The sequence below is a fragment of the Koromonas soli genome, from assembly GCF_059726265.1.
This window is the reverse complement of the sequence record NZ_AP040872.1, coordinates 722,230-738,196: the sequence shown is the minus strand read 5'-3', so window position 1 is coordinate 738,196 and position 15,967 is coordinate 722,230. Positions and strand designations below refer to the sequence as shown.

The following is a 15,967-nucleotide window of genomic DNA, read 5'->3' as shown; positions in this document are numbered from 1 at the left end:
TCGAATGGTGAAGACTCAACAGATCGTTGGATTCCGTGTTGGAAGAGAGAACTTCGGTGTGCCGATCAGCATTGTGCACGAGATCGTGCCGATGATGGACATCACCGTGGTTCCCGATTCTCCGATCTTTATCGAGGGCGTGATCAATCTGCGCGGGAAGATCATTCCGGTGGTGGATTTGAGAAAGCGTTTCGCGGAAAAAGTCACACCACACCGACGCAACCGCATCCTGGTGGCAGAACTGGATGGCCATCTCGTAGGTCTGGTGGTGGACGCCGCGAACGAAGTGCTGAAGATCAATCCTGAGCTCATTGAACCGGCTCCGAACATCTTCGAACAGGGCGAAGTGAACTACGTGACGGGCGTCGGAAAACTGGATGGCAAGCTGGTAATCCTGATCGACCTTGCAAAAATTATGCAGAAAGGCGAACTGCGACGGCTCTCTGATATTGCGGAAGCCGCTGATCCGATTCCGCAGTCATAGTAGGACAAACGATGTCGTCTCCAGTACCAGTTGCTTTCAGCGAAGCCGAACTCAAGCTGCTGCAGACCCTGATCTATCAGGAATGCGGTATGTATTTCGACGACCGTCGAGCGCACTTTTTGCAGGACCGGTTGCAGCGGCGTCTTCGCATTTGTAGCGTCAACTCGTTCTATGACTATTACCGCCTGCTGACGAGCCCACAGGGTCGCGTGGAGCTTTCGGCACTGCTCGAAAACCTCACGGTGAATGAGACCAGCTTCTTCCGGAACCGGCCGCAGTTGGACCTGTTTCAAAAGACGGTCCTGGAAGAAATGCTGCATCGGAAGCAGGCACGGCGTGACTGGAATTTGCGCATATGGAGCGCGGGATGCTCGACCGGGCAGGAGCCTTACACGCTGGCCATGATGGTGGCCGATGCGCTGGCTTATTACTACCTGCGCAATCCCCTGCCCTTCGAGATGCCGACGCCGAAGCCGCTGATTCCGCCGCCGTGGAAGGTGGAGATCCTGGCCTCGGACATCAACTACTCGGTGCTGCGCGCCGGGCAGGAGGGCATTTACCTGGAGCACCACATGGACTCGGTGGATTACACATACCGTCTCCGTTATTTCGACAAGGTGGGGCCGCAGCGGTATGCCATCAAGCCTTCGGTGAAGGAACTGGTTCACTTCGACTTCCATAACCTGAAGACGGAGTTCCTGCCGCAGCGCAATGACTTTATCTTCTGCCGCAACGTGATGATCTATTTCGACGAGGCGGAGCAAAAGCGGCTGATTCAGAAGTTCTGGCGATGCCTGAATACTGATGGCTATCTGTTTGTAGGGCACGCTGAAAGCCTGTTTGGACTGACCGATCAGTTCCACATGATTCACCAGAATAACGGCACTGCATACAGCAAGATCGAGGCATAACCGTGGGCATTTTTTCTGACGATCGCGCAAACGAACTACGCAATCTCTTTTTCGATAGTTCGCAGGAGATTCTCCAGGCCCTCATCGAAGAGGCGCTGCTGCTGGAGAAGTCACCGCGCGACGCCGAAATCGTTCGCAACCTCCGGCGCAGCGTTCACACGCTGAAGGGAGACTCCGCTGCTTGTGGGTACAAGGAGCTGAGCGAACTGGCCCATTCGGTAGAGGACGTTCTGACCGCAGAGGTTGCGGCACGGGACGGCGAGGCACTGGCCCAGCTTGTGCTGGTGTCGGCAGACGCGTTTGACAATCTGCTGTCGGCATATCGCAACGATCTGCAGCCACCGTCAACACAGCCGGTCTATGACCTGATCGAGGAGCTGAAGAATCCTCAGCCGCAGGTGGAGTTTGCACCGCAGTTCAACTGGACGGAATACGAGCAGCTGCTGATTTCGAAGAACGCAGTGCGCGGGCAGAAGGTATACAACATCGCGCTGGCGATCGATCCGGCGTGCCCAATGCGCGCGGCGGCTGTGCAGCTTGTGCGCAACGTGCTGCAGGAAGTCGGCACGATCCTGGTGATGCGTCCGGATGAGAACACGACCGACATTCCGGATGTAATCGAGATTGCGTTGGCCAGCCATCATGAAGTGGACTGGGTGCAGCGCAAGAGCAAGATTCCGACGGTGGTCTCGAAGGTTTTTGTAACGGTGCAAACGGCGGAGGAACCTGCGGCGGCTGTAAGTGCTGCTCCGGTTGCGACTCCGGAGACACCTGTGGCGGAGCCTGCGCCTGCCCAGCAGCAGCAACAGCCGGTGGTGCAGCAAGCGCAGCCGCTGACGCAGCGCGAGAAGGACAAGGCGCGGGCAGTGCAGGCGGAGCGTCAGGCGATCGAGCGTCCGAAGGCGCGCGAGGAGCGAGTTCCGGCAGCAACGGAAAACGTGATTCGCGTCGAGGCCGAGCGCGTAGATGTGGTTCTGGACCTGGTGGGCGAACTGATCATTGCAAAGAGCATGATGCAGGACCTGCTCGGCGAGATGAATCGCACGCTTGGGAATACTCCGCTGCGCACCAGAACGGCTGACATCCTGACGTTCCAGTCGCAGATTCTGAACAAGTTGCAACGCGCGGTGATGAAGATCCGAATGGTGCCGGTGGAACAGATGTTCCGCCGCCTGCCGCGCGTGGTGCGCGATACGGCGAAGCAGACCGGGCGCGAGGTAAACATCGTCATTCAGGGCGAAAACACGGATCTCGACAAAAGCATTCTGGATGCGCTGGCCGAGCCTATGATGCATCTGCTGCGGAATGCGGTGGATCACGGAATCGAGCCGCCGCTGGAGCGCGCAGCGGCAGGAAAGCCGACGGAAGGCACAATCCGGCTGAATGCGTTCCACCAGGGCAATCAGGTGGTGCTAGAAATCAGCGACGACGGTGCGGGCATCAATCTGCCAAAAGTCGTGGAGAAGGCGATTTCGCGCGGGATCCTGACGCAAGAGCAGGCCGCGAGGATGACGGACAGCGAAGCGCTGGACTTGATTTTCCACGCTGGGCTGAGCACGGCGAGCGAGATCACCGAAGTGAGCGGGCGCGGCATTGGCATGGACGTGGTGAAGGCCGTGATGGATCGGCTGAAAGGCACGATCAGCGTGCGCAGCGTGCCCGGAGAAGGAACGACCTTCCTGCTGAAAGTGCCACTGACGCTGGCGATCATCAAGGCACTGCTCTTCCGGGTTTCGGAGCGGCTATATGCGGTGCCGCTGGGGAATGTACTGAACATTCTGCGGGCGAAGGACAGAGAGGTTCATTTCGTGGATGGACAAGAGGTTCTGCAGATTCACGAAGAAATCGTGCCGCTGATTCGCCTGAACCGGATGCATTCGGGAGGCGAGCGCAGGCCGAAGCTGTTTGTAATCGTGGTCAGCCTGGGCGATCGCAAGGTCGGCTTTGTCGTGGATCGCTTGATGGGCGAGCAGGAATTGGTAATTAAGGCGTTGGACGAAACCATGGTGAGCTCGTCGCTGGTCAGCGGCGCAAGCATCCTGGGCGATGGGCGCGTGGTGCTGATACTGAGCATCTCGGATGTGGTGGAGAAACTGGGCCGGTCCTACAGCCGGAATAAGACTGAGCAAGAGGAACTGGGGGTGCGGCGATGACAGCCGCAAAAAAGATGATTCGCGTGCTAGTGGTGGACGACTCAGCCCTCATGCGCAAACTGATTCCGCAACTGATCGAACGTGACAGCTCGATTCACGTGATCGGCACGGCTATGGACGGCGCTTTTGCCTTGAGAAAGATCGAGGAACTGAAGCCGGACGCCGTGACGCTCGATCTGGAAATGCCACGGATGGATGGAATCGAAACGCTGCGGCAGATCATGCGCCAGCAGCAGGTTCCCGTAGTCGTGGTGAGCGCGCATACGCGAGAAGGCGCGAGCGCAACATTCAAGGCCCTGCACATGGGTGCCTTTGATTTCGTGGCCAAGCCGGAAAACGTGCTGGCCGAGGGCATGAACGAGATTGCTTCGGAGTTGATCGCCAAGCTTAAGGCCGCGGTAAACAGCCCCTTGCGAGCTACGCCGATGCTGCCAGCCGGGATAGTTTCGCAGCATAAGCCGAAGCGCGGCACAGCGGTGATTCCGGCATCGAAGCTGGTTGCGATTGGCATCTCGACCGGAGGCCCGAACTCGCTTGAGTACCTGCTCAGCCATCTTCCGGCGGACTTTCCGGCGGCAATAGCCGTGGTGCAACACATGCCGGCAGGCTTTACCGACACCTTCGCAAGGCGACTGAACGAATCGTGCCTGCTGGAAGTGAAAGAGGCGCAATCCGGCGACCTATTAACAGCCGGACGTGTGCTAATCTGCCCGGGAGACCGGCATATGCGCATCCGACGGATGCCGCTGGGAGACGTGGCGGTGCTGTCGGATGACGAAAAGGTCAACGGTCACAGGCCGTCTGTCGATATCCTGTTCGACTCCGTGGCTACGGAGTTTGGAGCAGACGCCGTGGGCGTTCTAATGACCGGAATGGGCGAAGACGGGGCCGAAGGCCTTGGACGAATGAAGAAAAGCGGCGCGCTGACGATTGCGCAGGACGAGGCTTCGTCGATCGTATTCGGAATGCCTCGGGCGGCCATCGAGCGCGGCTATGCAATTCGCATTGTTTCACTTGAAGCAATGGCAAACACTCTGATCGTGCATTGCGGCCACCACCGCGCCATGCCGACGAAGGAACAGTATCCAGTCCGCACAGCCGGACAGATCTGAGGGAACTATGGAGCAATACCCCGCTCTGCTGCGTGCCACCGATCGCCAACCGATCCGCTACCTGGTAGTGGATGACTCGGTCTTTGCGCGTAAGAACCTTGCGCGCATCATCGAATCCTATGGAGGCCAGTTGGCTGGCGAAGCCGGCGATGGATGCACGGCAATTACGGAATACGACCGCACCCTCGCGGATATCGTGCTGATGGACATCACGATGCCACAGATGGAAGGCATCGAGGCTGCCGAGCGCATCGTGCGCCAGCATCCGGATGCACGCATCATCATGGTCTCGAGCGTCGGCTACCAGGAGAACATCGTCGCAGCCTTGCAAAAGGGCGCGCGCCACTTTGTACAGAAGCCGGTGAAGCCTGAGCTGCTGTACGAGGTGATCAAGTATGTGCTGGGCGATGCCGTGGTAACGGCCTCAACGGCGGGTGCAGGAGATTAGTCGATGCGAATGGAGTTGATCCAACCCTTCATCAATGCCGCCGACGCAGTGCTGTCGCAGACGCTTGCCTGCTCGATAGCGGTCTCGGACATTTCGATGAACGAAGAAGCCTACCACCGGCGCGCGAATGCCGCGCTGGTCGAGATCACCGGCGACATTGAAGGCCGTGTCATCTTCGACGTCGAAGACAGCACGGCAATGAAAGTCGCGTGCACGATCTCAGGCATGGAGATGGAGTCGGACCCGCAACTGATCCGCGAAACGGTCGCTGAGCTGGCGAACCTGGTGATCGGTAACGCGGTGACTTCGCTGAACGATCAGGGCTTCCGCTTCAAGGTGCATCCGCCACTGGAGTACGACGACGAGAAGGGATTCCGCGGCTCGGAGGACCTGGAGGCGCTGGTCATGGACTTTGCCTCGCCTGCGGGGAGCGTCTTCATGAATGTTGCGATCCGCTACAACCGTCGTCGCCACGCGGACCAAAGCAGCTAAGACATTTCTGCTCTTCTAAAGAGAAAGGCGAACCCGGTTTGGGTTCGCCTTTTCAATTGCAACTGGATGCTAGCTGCGCCCGAGCACAACTACCGGAACCATGCGTGGACATTTGATTTGTCCATCGTAAGCACCAGTCGCAGCAGGATTGCCTGGGTCGCAATAGGGTTCAACCGTGGGCGCCAAGATTGTGGTGATGTAGCCGTTGATCGGCGTAGTGCCGTTGGCAGCCGCTGCGATTACGGCGGTGCCATTGTAAAGGTTGGGATAGGTTGCGGGGGTCGTGGGATTCACGTCCGCATCGTAGTAATAGTAAGTCGTGCTGGTCGTGGTGATGGCGTAAGCCTTGGAGAGATAAGCCGAGTCACCCTGGCGAGACACGGCAACCTGGCTCACAACGGGCGTAGTAGTTTCGACGAGAACGTTGTGTGCGACGCCCTTACTATCCGTAAGGCTCCGAGTAATGGAGCGGTGGACGCCGACCGTGATGGTAGAGGTCGCGTTCGATGTGACGGCTCCGGTTGCGAGTTTCGTGGTGTCGATGGCAACGATCTTGTCCGTACCGCCGAGGCCAACATAGGCCTGGCTTCCATCGCGCATGAGCGCAATGTTGGTCGGGTTGGCACCGGTGGCAAGCGAGGTGATCCAAGTCAGTTGTCCGGGGGTGGTGGCGTCGAACACACTCACTGTGCCATTGGCGTGCAGTATCCAGATGTGGTTGTACTGGAGATTGTGGGTGGTGTCGTTGTACTGCACGTCCTGCGCGATGTCGATGGGATCGGAGAGGCAGAGGTCGCCGCAAGCAGCGGTCGGGACAGTCTGGCTGACAGTTTCGGTCTGGCCATCGATGATGGAGATGGTGCGATCGGTGCGGTTGAGCACGTACACGTAAAGCCCATCGGCGCTCTGGGAAGCCTTGATGGGTGTGGCACCGACAGTGATGTGGTTGGTGACCTTGTACTTGGATGCGCTCACAACCTGAACGTCAGTGGTGCTGCTGTCGAGAACGAAGACCTTGCTCTGATCCCGGTAAATCCAGGCGTACAGCGGAGAGGGACCGACGCATACGGTGGCTTTGACGAGGTTGGTGGACTGCGCGATGGAACTGATGGAGCCGGAATTGGGGCAGGTAAGATTATGCCCGGAATTGATAACCCAATCCTGCGTGTAGGTGCTGCCGAAATACTGGAAGCTCATGCCGATCGGCTTGGAGCCGGGCTCGAGCGTTACGGTCGTGGTATTGGCTGAAAAGCCCGCAGTCGAGTTGTTGAGCAGAACCTGTGTAACAGAGTCGGTTGCAGTATTGGCCGAGTACACGGTGGTGCGGTTCGCGTCGAAGGCAATCGAGCTCGCGACGTTGCCCATCTGCTTGTTGCCCGCGTTGGTGTCGCCGCTAACATTAATGGCAGTAAGGACGCTGTTGACGCCAGCAGCCGTGTGCAGAACAACTTCCGTTTCCGCGCCGGAAGGATTAGCGGTCGAGACAGGGTTGGGAACCGCGACAGGGCGATAGGTTTCGCCACAGCCAATCTCAATAATGGTAATTGCCAAAAGGACGGCCGCACACGCGGCGTTCCGTAGAACTTTCATTCGCACTCCGCCCTGCCGATGATGGATTCATCTGCTCTGTTCGGGTGCGTCCATTGTAAAGGAAGCACACGGCTTCGGGCGAGAGAGTTCTCGCACACGCAAGGCCGGATATTCAGTTCAACAAGACCGAAACATCAAGCGGCGCGTCCACGCTTTGGCTTGGCTTTGCCGGGGGCCTTCTTTGGCACGCCAGCAGCAGCGATCTCCTCCACCTGTGAAGCTTTTTGCGACTCCAGAGTGACTTCGGAGGGCTTCTTGCCCTCCATCTTTGCAAGGCTCTGGCGCAGAGCATCCATCAGGTCCACCACGGGAGCCATCTTGGCGGGGCGCTCGACGCCGGAGACGTCCTTACCTTCGAGACGCGCGTCGATGAGCTTGCGCAGGTTCTCCTCGTAGGTGTCATGGAAACGCTCGGGGGCAAATTTGTCGGCCAGGGCGTCAATGAGCTGGTGCGCCACCTTGAGTTCGGCTTCCTTGACCTCAACGGAGTCGGTGCCAAAGTTTTCCATGGAGCGAACTTCGTCGGCGTAGTACATGGTGTGGAGGGCGAGACCTTCCTTGAAGGGGCGAAGGAAGACGGTGTATTCACGGTTGTGCATGGTGAGCTGTGCCAGAGCCATGTATCCGCTCTCGCGCATGGCACGGGCGAGCAACGCGTAGGGGCGCTTGCCAGCCTCCTCTGCGGCCACGTAATAGCTGGATTCGAAATAGATGGGATCGACTTCCTCGGCCTTGACGAACTGGACGATTTCCATGGCCTTGGCGGTCTTGGGCTCGATCTTCTTCAGTTCTTCGGGCTCGATGATGACGTACTCGCCCTTGCGGTACTCATAGCCTTTTACTATTTCGCTGCGCTCGACGACTTGCTCGTCATGCGGACACCAGAGCTGCTGCTTGATGCGCGTAAGGTCCGGCTTGTGCAGCATGTGAAAGGAGATACGGCTTCCGCGAGCTCCGCTATAGAGCCGCACCGGTAGCGAGATCAAACCGAAGGTCAAATAGCCTGACCAGACTGAAGACGCCATTTTTCTCTTGCCTCCGTCAAGAACTTCTCTGCCCTGAGTGCCCGTTCTTGAATCGAATCTGATAGGATGCGCTCTCAGGGAGGCCCGGAGGCCAGCACGGTCGAGGCCTGTCTGTCGCAGGACTTCAGAGTACGATTGAATCGGGCATGAATCTTCTTCAGAGCTGGCAGGCCGCCATCCCCCAACTGGTCGCCGCCCTCGGACTTTGTATTGCTTTTGGGTTTTTGGCATGGGGAATACGGGCGGTAACGGCTGGCGCGGCGCTGACAGGAGTCGGAGTCAGCACGATCTTGTGCCTGGCTGCGGGACCCGCCGCACTTATTCCGATCGTCATCGTCTTCTTCCTTACGGTCTCGACCACCCGCATTGGACGCCAGAAAAAAGAACGCTATGGCACGACGGAAGGCCGCAAGGGACGCGTCGCATCGCAGATCCTGGCGAATGTGGGAGTGGCAGGGATGTGCGCCGCTCCCCTGCTCTTCACGGTCCACGCGCGCTACATTCTGCTGGCAGGCGTGTCGGCGGCGCTGGCGGAAGCGGCAGGCGACACGGTTAGCAGCGAGTTAGGACAAGCTTTTGGAAGAAACCCACTGCTGATTACGACGTTCCGGCCGGTTTCTCCCGGCGAAAACGGCGGCATCACCATCATCGGGACGATCTCGGCGATTGTGGCGGCATTAGTGGTGTGTATGGCATGTCAGTGGGCGAGTCTGCTGATGCCCGCATATTTCCTCACCGCATTCAGCTCGGCGTTCTTCGGGACCGTGCTCGACAGTCTGCTGGGAGCCACGCTGGAACGTCCGGGAAGGCTTGGCAACAACGGGGTGAACTTTACGAGCACGGCCTTCTCGGCGGCACTGACAATAGGCGTGCTGTTCGTGCATCGCTGGTTCTAAAGCCAAAAAGAAAGGCCGGAGCAAGGGCTCCGGCTTGTCTGTTCTTTTGCTGGGTTACTTCTCAGCCTTGACGAATTCCCACTTGCCGCGGCCACAAAGATTCTTGCACTTGGGCAGGGTCTCACCCGCCTTGAACTGTGCCGGTGTCTTGCACACGCTGCACCAGTAGATTCCCGTCTGCGGAGCTTCGCTCCCCGGTTCGTTAGCCATTCCACTTCCTCCGATGTGAATACATTGATCGTATCAAAGCAGGCGGACTGCTACCAGCGGAAGTGCAATCGCCACAATGTGTAGCTTGCGGATTCGCGCATGATGTTGAGAGTGCGAGGCCACTTGCCAGCAGAGGGATCCATTTTTCTCGGAGAGACGTACACCGTGCGCCCTTGTGCCTCGAGCAATCGCTTGATGCGGAAAAGGTGGTACGGATCGCTGACGGCAATGCAGGAAAGCATGTTGTTGGCGCGCATGATATTGGCAATGCGCTCGGCGCTCTCGGCGCTGTTATCGCTCTGGGTTTCGGCGATGAGATGGCGGTCGCCGATGCCACGCTCGATAAGATAGTCGCGGCCGACCGAGCCCTCAGTAAAACGCTGCTCTCCGCCACTGCCTCCGGTTGTGATGACGATGGGTGCTAGCTTGCGCTCGTAGAGATCGAAGGCGTGATCGAGCCGTGCGCGATAAACAGGAGAAGGCTTGCCGAAGTATTCCGCCGCACCAAAAACAACTATTGCGTCGGCGGGACGTGCTTCATCGCGCCTGGACTGCTCGACGATACGTACGCATGTCCAGGCGAAATAGCAGGCATAGACGGCAAGCAAGACCAGGACGACTCTGGCCGGCCTGAACCATCCCCGGAGCGGACCAACGTTCATTGATCGCCCAGAAGATCCTCAATTGCGGACTGTGCGATGGCGCCCTCACGCAGCAGCGACCAGTGTCCGTTCGCGGTGAGATCGACGATGGTGGTTGGAATCGAACGCGGCGTGGTTCCGCCATCGACCAGCAACTGCACGCGGTCGCCCATCTGGTCAGCCACGGCCGAAGCAGTCGTGCACTCGGCTTCACCAGCCAGATTGGCCGCGGTGGCGGTAACGGGATACTTCAAGGCGCGAACGACAGCCAGAGCTACGGGAGAGTCCGGCAGGCGGACGGCAATGTTGCCGGAATTTGCAGTTACTTTCAACGGCAGGCGTGAGGCCGCACGGACAATGATGGTCAGCGGACCCGGCCAGAACTTTTCAGCAAGCAGGTAAAAGTCGTCAGGCAAATCGGCGGACAGTTCGTCGGCCTGTTCCACGCTCTCAATCAGCAGCGAAAGTGGTTTGTGGCGACCACGCTCCTTGATTTCATACACACGTTCGACGGCGTGCAGGTTGTAAGGATCGACGGCCAAGCCATAGAACGTATCAGTCGGCATGCCGACGACACTGCCCTGGCGAATTCTGTCCGCCACGTAGTTGACGAGTGACGGCTCAGGCTCTGCTGCGTGAACGCGAATAATTTCCGGGCGCACCCGATCTACCTCATCTTTCAGGCTCAAAACCAGCGAACCTTAACACAAGTTGAAATCAACGTACAAGAGTAACTCACAACCTCTACGCCCGGAAGGCTGCGCGCGGGAGGTTATGATGAAGATGCCACCGCTACTCCAGCATTCTACATGGTAAGGGCTGCAGCTCAGGAGAAGAACATGACGCAAGCATCTTTTGACCCGCGGAACGAACGCCTGCGGCCCATTGCGAGCCGCCAGAATTCGCTGGTGAAAGAGCTGCGCAAAGCCTTCTCACAGGTGAGCCCCACGGAGGATGGAGCGGTAGCGATTGAAGGCGTGAAGTTGGTGGAAGAAGCCATTCGAAGTGGGTTGCGGCTGCGGGCAGTGTTTTTCTCCGAAGCAGCGCGTGACCGCGCGAACCGTTTGCTGCCGCAGGTTGGCCACGCGGTGGAAACAGTTCTGTTGCCGGATGATGTCTTTCATAGCGCGGTGGCAAGCGAGACGCCGCAGGGAGTGGCAGCGCTGGTCTATCCTCTGACCGCGGAAGTAGGCGATCTGTTCCGGGCGAAGAACCCGCTGATCCTGGGCTGTGCCGGGTTGCAGGACCCGGGAAATCTTGGGACGATCCTCCGCAGCGCGGAGGCATTTGGAGCGAGTGGCGTGCTTACGACAGAAGGCACGGTTTCGGCTGCGAATCCGAAGGTGGCGCGGGCTTCGGCAGGATCAGTGTTTCGGCTGCCGTGTGTGAAGATCACAACGGCGCAGGCGCTGGAAGCATTGCAGGAACATGGCGTGAGGCTGGCGGTGACGTCCTCGCACAAAGGGCGAGCGGTGCAGCAGGTGGATCTCACGGCGGCTACCGCGATCTTTATTGGCAGCGAAGGACAGGGCGTTCCTCGCGCACTGCTGGATGCCGCCGACGAAGCTATCCTGATTCCACACTCGCCAAAGGTGGAAAGCCTGAATGCGGGAATCGCAGCAAGCATTCTGCTGTATGAAGCGCAGAGGCAGCGGACGAAGTAGATTCCATTACGCTCTTCAGGATGTGACCGGCTCACGCAAGTCGCGCGTTCGCCTAAGGCCTATTCTGAGCAGGTACAAGCAGGCAACACGGTTGATCGCTCAGGTGTCTATCTACGAGCGCCCGTCGAAGATCATTCACAGGGGATGAATATGAAAAAGCTAAGCACACTGTTGGTGATGCCAGCTTTGCTCTGCGGACTGGCATTCGCTCAATATGACCGGAGGGACAACAACTACCCGGATGAGCACAGAGGCAGAGCACAGGACGAGAGAATTACACACGGTCCCGTGGTGGAATCCGTAGGAAGCACTTGGGCCACGGTAGCATGGTCCACCAACACTGGAGGAAGCTCAGTGGTGCGCTACGGAACGGATCCGAACCGCCTGGACCGCATGGCGGAATCGCCCTATGAGCGCGATACAGGCAGACCCGGAGAAACGCATCGAGTGAAGATTGATCACTTGCGGCCCGGAACGACCTACTTCTACGTGGTGGATTCGGGACAGGGTCAGGGCACGGGAACCGAAGCCCGCAGCAGGGTTGAACAGTTCACTACACGACATTAGAGAATGAGGAGGGTGGCTGCGAGAACAGAGATCGCGGCCACTATTCCTGCTCGCTCATCTTACTCTTCTTCGATTGCAGCGCAGCGAGACGCTCGCGAATGCGCTTCTCTACACCTTCTTCTGTGGGGTAGTACCACTGACGGCCTTTGAGGTTGTCGGGCAGGCACTGCATATCGGCTACTTTGTCTTCGAAATCGTGGGCGTACTTGTAACCGGCTCCGTAGCCGAGATCCTTCATCAGGCGGGTGGGAGCATTGCGAAGATGAAGTGGAACTGGGTCGGAGGCGGTTTCTTCAACATCGCGCTTCACTGCTCCGTAGGCAAGGTAAAGAGCATTGGATTTGGGAGCGATGGCGAGATAAACAGCGGCGTGCGCGAGGGCGAGTCCGCCTTCGGGCATGCCAAGGAAATCGATTGCGTCTCGGGCGGCTATGCAGATTTCAAGCGCATGTGGGTCTGCGAGCGATATGTCTTCGACAGCCATGCGCACGATGCGGCGCGCAAGATAAAGAGGATCTTCGCCGCTCTCAAGCATGCGCACGAGCCAGTAGAGGGTGGCGTCGGGATCGCTGTTGCGCACGGATTTGTGCAGGGCGGAAATGAGGTTGTAATGCTCCTCGCCCGCTTTGTCGTAGCGCAGGACTCGGCGCTGCAAAGCATCCTCTATCTGCGGGGGCGTAATATTTCCGCCGCTTGCGCCACCGGTGGCTTCGACGGCGAGGGTCGAGGCAATCTCAAGTACGTTATAGGCGGAGCGAGCGTCGCCGCTGGAATAGGCAGCGATGCGGGCGAGGGCGGCGGGTTCGGCAGTTAATTTCAGGTGGCCGAGGCCGCGCTCTTCGTCTTGTAACGCGCGCTCCATAAGCGTGATGATCTGATCCTCGGTGAGCGGATTGAGTGTGTACACACGCGAGCGGGAGAGGAGCGCGGAATTTACTTCGAATGACGGATTCTCGGTCGTAGCGCCAATAAGCCGGATGTTTCCGCGCTCGACGTGAGGCAGAAAGGCGTCCTGCTGTGCGCGGTTGAAACGGTGGATCTCGTCGATGAAGACGATGGTGCGCGTGCCGTACTGGCGGGCGCGCTCGGCTTCCATCATGACCTGCTTGATTTCCTTGATACCCGACATGACGGCCGAAAACTCGACGAACTCGGCACGAGTGCGGCGCGCGATGATCTTGGCTAATGTCGTCTTGCCTACGCCCGGAGGTCCCCAGAAAAGGATCGAGCCGATGTCATCGCGATCGATTTGCACGCGCAGAGGCTTGCCCGAGCCGAGAATGTGCTCCTGCCCGACGAACTCATCGAGATCGCGCGGTCGCATGCGATCGGCCAGAGGACGGGTGGGGTCGGACGCTTCATTGATCGGATTGGCGAAGAGGCTCATGGGATGGGAGGTTTCAAGGTTTCAAAGGTCAGTATCAACGTTTCAGCGATAGTTGTCGAACTTCGTGCGTGGGCCGAAACAAAACCCCCGACCGGAGCCGAGGGTTTTACTTTCAAACTTTGAAATCTTCGAACTTGGAAACCTTTAGCTCTTCGCCCGTGCCGTCTTCTCGTCTCCGGCGACTTTGCCATCGCGGATGTGGATGACGCGGTGAGCGAACTCGGCGATGTCGTGTTCGTGCGTGACAAGGACGATGGTGTTTCCCTGGGCCTGCAGGTCATCGAACAACGCCATGATCTCGTTACCGGTCTTCGAGTCCAAATTACCGGTGGGCTCGTCGGCGAGAATGATGGAAGGCTTGTTGACCAGAGCGCGGGCGATGGCGACGCGCTGGCGCTGACCACCGGAGAGTTCGTTTGGCTTGTGATTCATGCGAGCGCCCATGCCAACACTGATCAGCACCTGACGGGCGCGTTCGAGTCGCTCTTCGGAGGGAACGCCAGCGTAGATGAGAGGCAGCTCGACATTGTGCAGCGCAGAGGCACGCGCCAGCAGATTGAACGTCTGGAACACGAAGCCGATTTCCTTGTTGCGGATGCGCGCCAGTTCGTCGTCGTCGAGTTCGCTGACGAGGTGTCCGTTGAGCCAGTAGATGCCCTTGGTCGGCGTATCAAGGCAGCCAATCAGATTCATCAGCGTCGATTTGCCGGAGCCGGACGGACCCATGATCGCAACATATTCATTGCGCGAAATGGAGATATCGACGCCGCTGAGCGCGTTAACCTGCTGCTCGCTCCCCATGTCGTAGGTCTTCCACAAATCCTGCGTACAGATAACGCAGTTCGCCGGTGGGGCTTTCAGTTCCTGGCTGACTCCTGCGGTTTGCGTTGCCATCGTGTCTCCCTAGCTGTTGCGGCTGTTACGACTTCGAATCGTCCTTCTTGGGCGCGCTGTTGTCGATTTTAACGGTGCTATCAGGCTTAAGCGTGCGCAGCACCTTATAGCTGCCGGTCACGATCTCGTCGCCTTCCTTGAGGCCGTCGAGGACTTCGATGTCGGTGGTGCCTGTGATGCCCGTTTGTACTTGCACGAACTGGGCCTTGCCGTTGCGAATGACGAAGACACCCTGAAGCTCTTCCTTGTTGGCCTTGATGTCTTCGGGCTTCTCGGCTGCCTGTACGGCGTTCTTGTCCTTGCCCTTCTTCTTCGGAATCAGGTCACCTTTCTGCCGGATGGTGAGGGCCTGAATGGGAATCGAGAGCACGGCGGCCTTGTTGGCGGTGGTGATCTTCGCGGTTGAGGATAGGCCGGGGCGGAGATTTTCCGGAACCTCATTGAGCGTCACGACCACCTTGAAGTCTTTCGCCTCCTGCGTGCTGCCTGTGGACTGCGAAGTCGCGACACCAGTAGAGCGCAGAAGTGCGTTATTGCCGATTTCTGTGACGGTGCCCTTGAACTTCTTCTTCGGGATGGCGTCGATGCTGACCTCGGCGGGCTGTCCGAGTTTGACATTGACGATGTCGGTCTCATCCACCTTGACCTCGGCGGTGATGACCGAGGTGTCAGCCAGGGTCATGAGCGTTGATCCGGGCGAGTTCTGGATACCGACAACCACGGTTTCGCCTTCGCGCACAGGAAGGTTGGTAACTACGCCATCGAAGGGTGCGCGATATTCGGTCTTGCTCAGCACGTCGGTGTTGTGGACGAGCGTTGCTTTCTGGACAGCGATGCGGCGCTTGTAGGCTTCGGCTGCGGCCTTGGACTGCGCGATGCGAGCCTTGGCTTGGCTCAAACCAGCAAGCGCGGCTTCATGGGCGTTCTTCGCAGCGTCGTAATCTTTCTTGGCGATGAGCTGGTCTTTAAACAAGCCTTCGGCACGCTTCCAGTCATAAGCCTTCTGTTCGAGATCGGCCTTGGCGCGGTCGAGATCGGCCATGTTGGTGTTGAGCTGTTCGACACCGGCGTTGTAATCGGCTTCCGCAGCGGTGAGAGATGCGCGCGTGGCGTTCACATCAGCTTCAGACTGGACGTTCTCCAATTGCGCGAGCATCTGGCCCTTTTTGACGCGATCGCCCTCTTTTACATAAAGACGGACGATCTTACCGAAGGCGTTGGCACCGACGTTGACGAACGTCTTCGGCCGAATCTCGCCCGAGGCGGTGACCTGCGATGTTAAGTCCTGGCGCGTTACCTTGCCGGTCTGAACCTGAACCACACCTTTGCGGCTCTGCTGGATGCTGAAGAAGACGATTCCAGCGACCACAATGACACCTAAGATAGCGAGCGATACTTTCTTCCAGGTTTTCATCAGTCCTCGTTGTCCGGTTTGAACCCGGGTATAAAAACAGCGCCAAGGCAGGATCGACTCAATTTGGTCGCTTTGCTCA

Annotated in this window: 17 protein-coding genes; 9 read left to right on the top strand and 8 right to left on the bottom strand. The window is 58.3% G+C overall.

Translation table 11 applies throughout. The features are described from left to right. Nucleotides 1-4: 4 nt before the first annotated feature. Genes AC6IY8_RS03195 through AC6IY8_RS03170 form a run of 6 tightly spaced genes read left to right on the top strand, consistent with a single transcriptional unit; the run spans nucleotide 5 to nucleotide 5,600 of the window. The gene (locus AC6IY8_RS03195) at nucleotides 5-484 is read left to right on the top strand and encodes a chemotaxis protein CheW (RefSeq protein ID WP_497777250.1); all 480 of its coding nucleotides are present in this window, start codon (nucleotides 5-7) and stop codon (nucleotides 482-484) included. Nucleotides 485-495: 11 nt separating this feature from the next. Continuing rightward, nucleotides 496-1,395 carry a CheR family methyltransferase gene (locus AC6IY8_RS03190; protein ID WP_497777249.1) on the top strand — a complete coding sequence of 300 codons (900 nt, stop codon included), beginning with the start codon at nucleotides 496-498 and terminating at the stop codon, nucleotides 1,393-1,395. 2 nt (nucleotides 1,396-1,397) lie between these two features. Continuing rightward, nucleotides 1,398-3,548 carry a chemotaxis protein CheA gene (locus AC6IY8_RS03185; protein ID WP_497777248.1) on the top strand — a complete coding sequence of 717 codons (2,151 nt, stop codon included), beginning with the start codon at nucleotides 1,398-1,400 and terminating at the stop codon, nucleotides 3,546-3,548. Then, a complete protein-coding gene (locus AC6IY8_RS03180; protein ID WP_497777247.1) occupies nucleotides 3,545-4,660 on the top strand; it encodes a protein-glutamate methylesterase/protein-glutamine glutaminase in 1,116 nt (371 codons plus the stop codon). The genes AC6IY8_RS03185 and AC6IY8_RS03180 overlap by 4 nt, the downstream gene beginning before the upstream one ends. Nucleotides 4,661-4,667: 7 nt before the next feature. Further along, a complete protein-coding gene (locus tag AC6IY8_RS03175) occupies nucleotides 4,668-5,108 on the top strand; it encodes a response regulator (protein WP_497777246.1) in 441 nt (146 codons plus the stop codon). A 3-nt stretch (nucleotides 5,109-5,111) separates the two neighbouring features. Further along, a complete protein-coding gene (locus AC6IY8_RS03170) occupies nucleotides 5,112-5,600 on the top strand; it encodes a chemotaxis protein CheX (RefSeq protein ID WP_497777245.1) in 489 nt (162 codons plus the stop codon). Between the two features lie 69 nt (nucleotides 5,601-5,669). On the opposite strand, the gene AC6IY8_RS03165 is transcribed toward AC6IY8_RS03170, so the two are convergent. Beyond that, nucleotides 5,670-7,190, bottom strand: a complete 1,521-nt coding sequence (locus tag AC6IY8_RS03165) for a YncE family protein (protein WP_497777244.1) — start codon at nucleotides 7,188-7,190, stop codon at nucleotides 5,670-5,672. A 134-nt stretch (nucleotides 7,191-7,324) separates the two neighbouring features. Beyond that, on the bottom strand, nucleotides 7,325-8,215 hold the full coding sequence (ku, locus tag AC6IY8_RS03160; RefSeq protein WP_497777243.1) for a non-homologous end joining protein Ku: 891 nt from the start codon (nucleotides 8,213-8,215) through the stop codon (nucleotides 7,325-7,327). A gap of 146 nt (nucleotides 8,216-8,361) precedes the next feature. On the opposite strand from ku, the gene AC6IY8_RS03155 reads away from it, so the two are divergent. Continuing rightward, nucleotides 8,362-9,111 (top strand): DUF92 domain-containing protein, encoded by a 750-nt coding sequence (locus tag AC6IY8_RS03155; RefSeq protein ID WP_497777242.1) that lies wholly within the window; start codon nucleotides 8,362-8,364, stop codon nucleotides 9,109-9,111. 54 nt (nucleotides 9,112-9,165) lie between these two features. On the opposite strand, the gene AC6IY8_RS03150 is transcribed toward AC6IY8_RS03155, so the two are convergent. From AC6IY8_RS03150 to AC6IY8_RS03140, 3 genes are read right to left on the bottom strand one after another with little or no spacing between them, the layout of a single operon-like run. Further along, nucleotides 9,166-9,321 (bottom strand): hypothetical protein, encoded by a 156-nt coding sequence (locus AC6IY8_RS03150; protein WP_497777241.1) that lies wholly within the window; start codon nucleotides 9,319-9,321, stop codon nucleotides 9,166-9,168. 50 nt (nucleotides 9,322-9,371) lie between these two features. Next, complete coding sequence (locus tag AC6IY8_RS03145; protein WP_497777240.1) at nucleotides 9,372-9,983, bottom strand: YdcF family protein; 612 nt, start codon at nucleotides 9,981-9,983, stop codon at nucleotides 9,372-9,374. Then, a complete protein-coding gene (locus tag AC6IY8_RS03140) occupies nucleotides 9,980-10,624 on the bottom strand; it encodes an L-threonylcarbamoyladenylate synthase (RefSeq protein ID WP_497777239.1) in 645 nt (214 codons plus the stop codon). Before AC6IY8_RS03140 ends, AC6IY8_RS03145 begins: the two co-directional genes overlap by 4 nt. Nucleotides 10,625-10,801: 177 nt before the next feature. Here AC6IY8_RS03140 and AC6IY8_RS03135 point away from each other — a divergent pair, with 177 nt between their 5' ends. Both AC6IY8_RS03135 and AC6IY8_RS03130 read left to right on the top strand, forming a co-directional pair. Further along, nucleotides 10,802-11,626 (top strand): TrmH family RNA methyltransferase, encoded by an 825-nt coding sequence (locus tag AC6IY8_RS03135; RefSeq protein WP_497777238.1) that lies wholly within the window; start codon nucleotides 10,802-10,804, stop codon nucleotides 11,624-11,626. A gap of 150 nt (nucleotides 11,627-11,776) precedes the next feature. Next, nucleotides 11,777-12,193: a fibronectin type III domain-containing protein gene (locus AC6IY8_RS03130; protein ID WP_497777237.1), complete on the top strand. Its 417-nt coding sequence runs from the start codon at nucleotides 11,777-11,779 to the stop codon at nucleotides 12,191-12,193. 40 nt (nucleotides 12,194-12,233) lie between these two features. On the opposite strand, the gene AC6IY8_RS03125 is transcribed toward AC6IY8_RS03130, so the two are convergent. The 3 genes from AC6IY8_RS03125 to AC6IY8_RS03115 form a co-directional block, all read right to left on the bottom strand. Next, complete coding sequence (locus AC6IY8_RS03125; RefSeq protein ID WP_497777236.1) at nucleotides 12,234-13,580, bottom strand: replication-associated recombination protein A; 1,347 nt, start codon at nucleotides 13,578-13,580, stop codon at nucleotides 12,234-12,236. Nucleotides 13,581-13,724: 144 nt separating this feature from the next. Continuing rightward, on the bottom strand, nucleotides 13,725-14,474 hold the full coding sequence (locus AC6IY8_RS03120) for an ABC transporter ATP-binding protein (protein WP_497777235.1): 750 nt from the start codon (nucleotides 14,472-14,474) through the stop codon (nucleotides 13,725-13,727). A gap of 25 nt (nucleotides 14,475-14,499) precedes the next feature. After that, on the bottom strand, nucleotides 14,500-15,888 hold the full coding sequence (locus AC6IY8_RS03115) for an efflux RND transporter periplasmic adaptor subunit (RefSeq protein ID WP_497777234.1): 1,389 nt from the start codon (nucleotides 15,886-15,888) through the stop codon (nucleotides 14,500-14,502). Nucleotides 15,889-15,967: the final 79 nt, after the last annotated feature.

Excerpts from the sequence above, each read along its gene's own strand:
- AC6IY8_RS03195 (WP_497777250.1), top strand. The coding sequence starts at position 5 with ATGGTGAAGACTCAACAGATCGTTGGATTCCGTGTTGGAAGAGAGAAC.
- AC6IY8_RS03190 (WP_497777249.1), top strand. The coding sequence starts at position 496 with ATGTCGTCTCCAGTACCAGTTGCTTTCAGCGAAGCCGAACTCAAGCTG.
- AC6IY8_RS03180 (WP_497777247.1), top strand. The coding sequence starts at position 3,545 with ATGACAGCCGCAAAAAAGATGATTCGCGTGCTAGTGGTGGACGACTCA.
- AC6IY8_RS03175 (WP_497777246.1), top strand. The coding sequence starts at position 4,668 with ATGGAGCAATACCCCGCTCTGCTGCGTGCCACCGATCGCCAACCGATC.
- AC6IY8_RS03170 (WP_497777245.1), top strand. The coding sequence starts at position 5,112 with ATGCGAATGGAGTTGATCCAACCCTTCATCAATGCCGCCGACGCAGTG.
- AC6IY8_RS03165 (WP_497777244.1), bottom strand. The coding sequence starts at position 7,190 with ATGAAAGTTCTACGGAACGCCGCGTGTGCGGCCGTCCTTTTGGCAATT.
- ku (WP_497777243.1), bottom strand. The coding sequence starts at position 8,215 with ATGGCGTCTTCAGTCTGGTCAGGCTATTTGACCTTCGGTTTGATCTCG.
- AC6IY8_RS03155 (WP_497777242.1), top strand. The coding sequence starts at position 8,362 with ATGAATCTTCTTCAGAGCTGGCAGGCCGCCATCCCCCAACTGGTCGCC.
- AC6IY8_RS03150 (WP_497777241.1), bottom strand. The coding sequence starts at position 9,321 with ATGGCTAACGAACCGGGGAGCGAAGCTCCGCAGACGGGAATCTACTGG.
- AC6IY8_RS03145 (WP_497777240.1), bottom strand. The coding sequence starts at position 9,983 with ATGAACGTTGGTCCGCTCCGGGGATGGTTCAGGCCGGCCAGAGTCGTC.
- AC6IY8_RS03135 (WP_497777238.1), top strand. The coding sequence starts at position 10,802 with ATGACGCAAGCATCTTTTGACCCGCGGAACGAACGCCTGCGGCCCATT.
- AC6IY8_RS03130 (WP_497777237.1), top strand. The coding sequence starts at position 11,777 with ATGAAAAAGCTAAGCACACTGTTGGTGATGCCAGCTTTGCTCTGCGGA.
- AC6IY8_RS03125 (WP_497777236.1), bottom strand. The coding sequence starts at position 13,580 with ATGAGCCTCTTCGCCAATCCGATCAATGAAGCGTCCGACCCCACCCGT.
- AC6IY8_RS03120 (WP_497777235.1), bottom strand. The coding sequence starts at position 14,474 with ATGGCAACGCAAACCGCAGGAGTCAGCCAGGAACTGAAAGCCCCACCG.
- AC6IY8_RS03115 (WP_497777234.1), bottom strand. The coding sequence starts at position 15,888 with ATGAAAACCTGGAAGAAAGTATCGCTCGCTATCTTAGGTGTCATTGTG.